General features: G+C 44.2%; 6 protein-coding genes and 1 tRNA gene. 5 read left to right on the forward strand and 2 right to left on the reverse strand.

Going from position 1 to position 4,980, the window contains the following annotated elements:
* Window positions 1-61 precede the first annotated feature (61 nt).
* From aroB to F8S12_RS27155, 3 genes are all read left to right on the forward strand, one after another.
* Window positions 62-1,183, forward strand: coding sequence for a 3-dehydroquinate synthase (gene aroB / locus F8S12_RS27145; protein ID WP_196519398.1), 1,122 nt, complete (start codon window positions 62-64; stop codon window positions 1,181-1,183).
* Between the two features lie 78 nt (window positions 1,184-1,261).
* A complete protein-coding gene (locus F8S12_RS27150) occupies window positions 1,262-1,414 on the forward strand; it encodes a hypothetical protein (protein ID WP_442946833.1) in 153 nt (50 codons plus the stop codon).
* Between the two features lie 114 nt (window positions 1,415-1,528).
* A complete protein-coding gene (locus F8S12_RS27155) occupies window positions 1,529-1,780 on the forward strand; it encodes a hypothetical protein (protein ID WP_196519399.1) in 252 nt (83 codons plus the stop codon).
* A gap of 19 nt (window positions 1,781-1,799) precedes the next feature.
* Here F8S12_RS27155 and F8S12_RS27160 read toward each other — a convergent pair whose 3' ends face one another.
* Window positions 1,800-2,597, reverse strand: a complete 798-nt coding sequence (locus F8S12_RS27160) for a TrmH family RNA methyltransferase (protein ID WP_196519400.1) — start codon at window positions 2,595-2,597, stop codon at window positions 1,800-1,802.
* A gap of 54 nt (window positions 2,598-2,651) precedes the next feature.
* Window positions 2,652-2,733 (reverse strand) — tRNA-Leu (locus F8S12_RS27165).
* Between the two features lie 409 nt (window positions 2,734-3,142).
* Here F8S12_RS27165 and murA point away from each other — a divergent pair.
* On the forward strand, window positions 3,143-4,504 hold the full coding sequence (murA, locus tag F8S12_RS27170; RefSeq protein ID WP_196519401.1) for a UDP-N-acetylglucosamine 1-carboxyvinyltransferase: 1,362 nt from the start codon (window positions 3,143-3,145) through the stop codon (window positions 4,502-4,504).
* A 324-nt stretch (window positions 4,505-4,828) separates the two neighbouring features.
* Window positions 4,829-4,980 (forward strand): helix-turn-helix domain-containing protein (locus F8S12_RS27175; RefSeq protein ID WP_196519402.1); only part of this gene is annotated, 152 nt, incomplete at its 3' end.

Consider the following 4,980-nt stretch of genomic DNA (forward strand, 5'->3'; position numbering starts at 1 on the left):
CAGCCCCTGCCCCCAGATTGCGATAGAATACAGCCCACAGGCGCTTGTTTGGGGTTGGGTAATGACTTCTGTAATTAATGTAAATCTACCAGAGCAGTCTTATGAGATTGCGATACCTTCGGTGAGCTACGCTAACGCACCTTCGAGTTTAGATCAACTGGGTCAACACATGGCCAATCTAAATCTAGGTAAGAAGGTACTGCTGGTTTCTAATCCGACGATTTTTAAGCATTATGGGGAAAGAGCGATAACTTCGCTAACATCTGCTGGATTTGAAGTTGCTAGCTGTAGCCTACCACCTGGTGAACGCTACAAAACCCTCAACTCCATCCAGAAACTCTACGATATCGCCTTGGAAAACCGCCTAGAACGTTCTTCTACTATGGTGGCTTTGGGTGGAGGTGTGATTGGCGATATGACTGGCTTTGCAGCCGCAACTTGGCTGCGTGGCATTAATGTTGTCCAAGTGCCTACCTCTCTGTTGGCGATGGTAGATTCGGCAATTGGTGGCAAAACTGGCGTGAATCATCCCCACGGCAAAAACTTGATTGGGGCATTTCATCAACCACGTCTAGTATTAATTGATCCAGAAGTCCTAAAAACTCTTCCTATGCGCGAGTTTCGAGCAGGAATGGCAGAGGTCATCAAGTACGGTGTGATTTGGGATGCTGAATTGTTTGCCCAGTTGGAAGCAAGTAAACGCCTCGATCAACTCCGCTATGTAAAACCAGACCTAATAACATACATATTAATGCGTTCTTGTCAAGCTAAAGCCGACGTTGTTAGCAAAGATGAAAAAGAAGGTGGATTACGGGCGATTCTCAACTATGGACATACCATCGGTCATGCCGTGGAAAGTTTAACTGGTTATCGTCTAGTGAATCATGGTGAAGCGGTGGCCATTGGCATGGTAGCAGGCGGGCAAATTGCTGTAGATTTAGGAATGTGGCAAAAGGAAGACACGGAACGTCAAAACGCTCTAATTCAAAAAACGGGTTTACCGACTCAATTACCATCAGGGGTAGATATTGAAGCAATTATTGAGGCGTTGCAGTTAGATAAAAAAGTCAAAGCGGGGAAAGTGCGGTTTGTTTTACCAACAGAGATTGGTGTAGTGACAGTTACTGATGAGGTGCCATCAGATATCATTCGGCAAGTGTTGCAGGGAATGCAAACAATTTGAAGAAGAATTCAGCAGTCAGAATTCAGGAGCCAGAATTAAAATTAATTGTTCTGTGTTTTAATTACGAATTATTCAGTCATGATACTCCAAGCCATAAATCATTTTTATCCAGATGCAGCACCACAAACTTATATGGGAGAAGAATTACTCCAAGATTCCCTATTTGAGGGACTGGAATTTACTGTTGAGCAGGTCTTTCAAAAGGCAAAAATACCATCAGATGCCCAATAGTATAATTCGACGCATACCAGAATACACAACTATGATGTTAGGAGTGCAAAATTTAAATCTGTAAAAACCGTAATCAAAATTAGATCAGTAAATCAGGATTTTCAAGTCAATATTATGGAGCAAAGTCAGCCACAACAGCGCCGCGCTGCTGATCAAGTGTTTGAAGAGTCCCTTGAGCAACTGGAGGATATCTTACAAAAAACTTCAGCCGAGGAAGAAGAGATCCCACAACTGCATACCAGTAGTGTCAATGAAGTCGAAGAAGTCGAACTCGCTCAAGACTTGACAACTATTGATTTGGCGGCTCTTGAGGATGCAGTTGCTGATATTGAACAATTTCTCGAAGAAAGAAAAAAAACGAAATAAAAATTATGAGTTATGAGTTCTAAATTTTAACTCCTAACTCTTGACTCATTTGCCGCCGAGCTTCGTACAACATTAAAGCAGCTGCGATCGCCACATTCACGGATTCTACCCCAGGACTCAAGGGAATTCTAACTTGCTTGTCTGCGATCGCTGCTAAATCTGCTGACAATCCAGCACCTTCATTTCCCAGTAAAATCAAACTGGGTTTTCGCCAGTCCACTTCCCAATAAGTTAAAGTCGCGCTGGGCAAGGTTGCTACTACCTGCATTCCTGCCTGCTGACTCTGTTGCACTATCGCTTTTAAATCTTCCGTTACGGCCGTTGCTAGGCGAAACCATTGCCCCGCAGAAGCCCGTAAAACTTTAGGACTGTCTAAATCTACACTATCTCCACTTACCCACAACCCCGATGCCCCAGCAGCAGCAGCTGTGCGGATCATTGTACCCAGGTTGCCCGGATCTTGCACTGTTTCTAAAGCTAGCACTAAACCAGTAAAAGGCACTTGAGTTTGGCGATTGCTTCGTTTTGCCGTTGCCACCACACCATCGGGTTGGACTGTGGTAGCGATCGCATCCAACACTTCTCTACTCACAATTTCGGCGCGATCGCATTGGCTACTAGCTTCTGACCACAGTGAGGAATGGGCTGCTTGCCAATCTGGGGTACAACACACTGTTTCTAGTGGGTAATTCACCGCACAAGCTTCCTCTAACAGGTGCGTCCCTTCCAGTAAAAATAACTCCTGCTTGTGCCGCTCTTTAGTAGAGTGGAGTTTCCGGATTTGTTTGACTAAGGAATTTTGTAAACTGGTCAACACGATTTTGGATTTTGGATTTTGGATTTTGGATTAATCTAAAATCCAAAATTGATATGCGGAACCCGGGACTTGAACCCGGAAGCCTTGCGGCACTAGAACCTGAATCTAGCGCGTCTGCCAATTCCGCCAGTTCCGCTGGCAAATTTTACTTATCCACAATTTCTTATTTTCGCATAATATTTTACCTTTGTCAAGTGCAATTATAACGCCTCGTGAAGAATATCGGACTGGAAACGAGTTTTTAAGGAAATAGGTCAAATAAAAATATTAACTGAACAATACACCATTGATTTCTAAAGAACACTTAAGTTATTTTACTGAGTATTTAATTTTGCTTAAATTTACTAATTAGTCATTCGTTTTTGTTAAATTTTTCAAAAGCTCGAAAAGCCTGCTATTGCTCATTCTCAGCCTTTAATTTTTATCTAAAACACAATTTTTATATGCAAGATGGCGCGCTAAAACGTGGACAAATTGAATCTTTAATGTAGAATCAAAACCAACTTCAAACATATAAAATACGTATTACTTTTGGAGGTAGGCTTATTAATCCTTCTACCAGCTTACCAGATGCCAAATTTGCTCCCGAAGCAGACTCCTCAGTCTTGCAAATTTGGGGTGGGCATCCTTTGCGAGGTCATGTGAAAATTAGCGGGGCAAAAAATTCAGCACTGGTAATCATGGCTGGAGCCTTGCTGTGTCCGGGTGATTGTCGCATCCGTAATGTCCCTTTATTAGCGGATGTAGAGCGGATGGCTCAGGTATTATCGGCTTTGGGTTTACGCTTAACACGGCAAGGTGATATTTTAGACATCAACGCCAGCGAAATTAAAACATCAAAAGCTCCCTATGAACTAGTTACCCAGTTGAGGGCGAGTTTTTTTGCCATTGGTGCCATTTTGGCAAGATTAGGAGTAGCGCAGATGCCCTTACCAGGTGGTTGTGCTATTGGGGCAAGACCAGTTGACTTGCATGTTCGGGGACTGCAAGCAATGGGAGCCGAGGTGCAGATTGAGCATGGCATTTGTAATGCCTACGTCCCTGGCAGCAGCCGGAGATTAAAAGGAGCGAAGATTTACTTAGATATCGCCAGTGTCGGAGCGACGGAAAACTTGATGATGGCGGCTACCCTGGCAGAGGGCGAAACGATCATCGAAAATGCTGCCAGAGAACCGGAAGTAGTTGATTTGGCTAACTTCTGTAACGCGATGGGAGCAAAAATTAAGGGAGCGGGGACTAGCAGGATTATTATTGAAGGAGTCCCTAAGTTGCATTCTGTTGACTACACCATTATTCCCGATCGCATAGAGGCCGGGACGTTTTTGTTAGCAGCAGCAATTACCCGTTCAGAACTTATCCTCTCGCCGGTAGCTCCAGAACATCTTGTACCAGTGATTGCCAAGCTGCGGGATATTGGGGTGACAATTATTGAAGAAGAGCCTGAACACTTACGCATTTTGCCAACGGAAATTCTCAAGGCAACGGACATTGAAACTCAATACCATCCAGGTTTTCCCACAGATATGCAAGCGCCGTTCATGGCTTTACTAACCTTGGCGGAAGGCGACAGTGTGATTAACGAATCTGTCTTTGAAAATCGCTTGCGTCATGCCTCAGAGTTAAATCGCTTAGGGGCAGATATTCGTGTCAAAGGCAACACTGCTTTCGTCCGGGGAGTGCCAAAATTGTCTGGCGCACCAGTGTTAGGCACAGACTTGCGAGCATCGGCAGCGCTAGTCATAGCAGGACTGGCGGCGGAAGGACAAACCACAATTCAGGGATTACAGCACCTCGATCGCGGCTATGATCGACTTGATGTAAAGTTACAGCAATTGGGGGCTAAAATCCTGCGCGTGTCCGAAGAATCAGCAGATGCAGAAATCGCTCGCAGCATTAGTAACCTGTAAAGTTGAAATCGATCAATTGAGACTGACGCGGTAACACCAGGACAAGGGAGACAAGGTAAAGTTTTTTCTTTTGTCTCCCTGCTCCCCTGCATAGGTAAGTAGGCAATAGCCACCCTGCTTAACGTGTTGCGGAAGTCCCCACCTTCAATGTACTCATAAGGTGGGGATAGGGAGCAGGGGATGAGGATTGCATCTGGAATTGATTTTTTGCATCAAGCAAAAACAAATTTCGGATGTATGACGAATCCCTAATTATTTTGTTTAAGTACTTTATCATAAAATACATTTGTGGTAGAGTATTCCTATCAAGGAGGTGAAAGTGAAGTGTTACACAAAGTGGTACAAGTCCGTTTATATCCGTCACTTGAGCAACAAATCCAATTAGCTCAAACTTTTGGGTGTGCTAGATGGTGGTGGAATTACGCTCTAAATAAATCTATCGAGACTTACAAAGAGACGGGCAAAGGACTTAGCCG

Origin of the sequence: Nostoc sp. WHI, from assembly GCF_015714725.1 — a bacterium.
In the GTDB taxonomy this organism is placed as follows: domain Bacteria; phylum Cyanobacteriota; class Cyanobacteriia; order Cyanobacteriales; family Nostocaceae; genus Nostoc.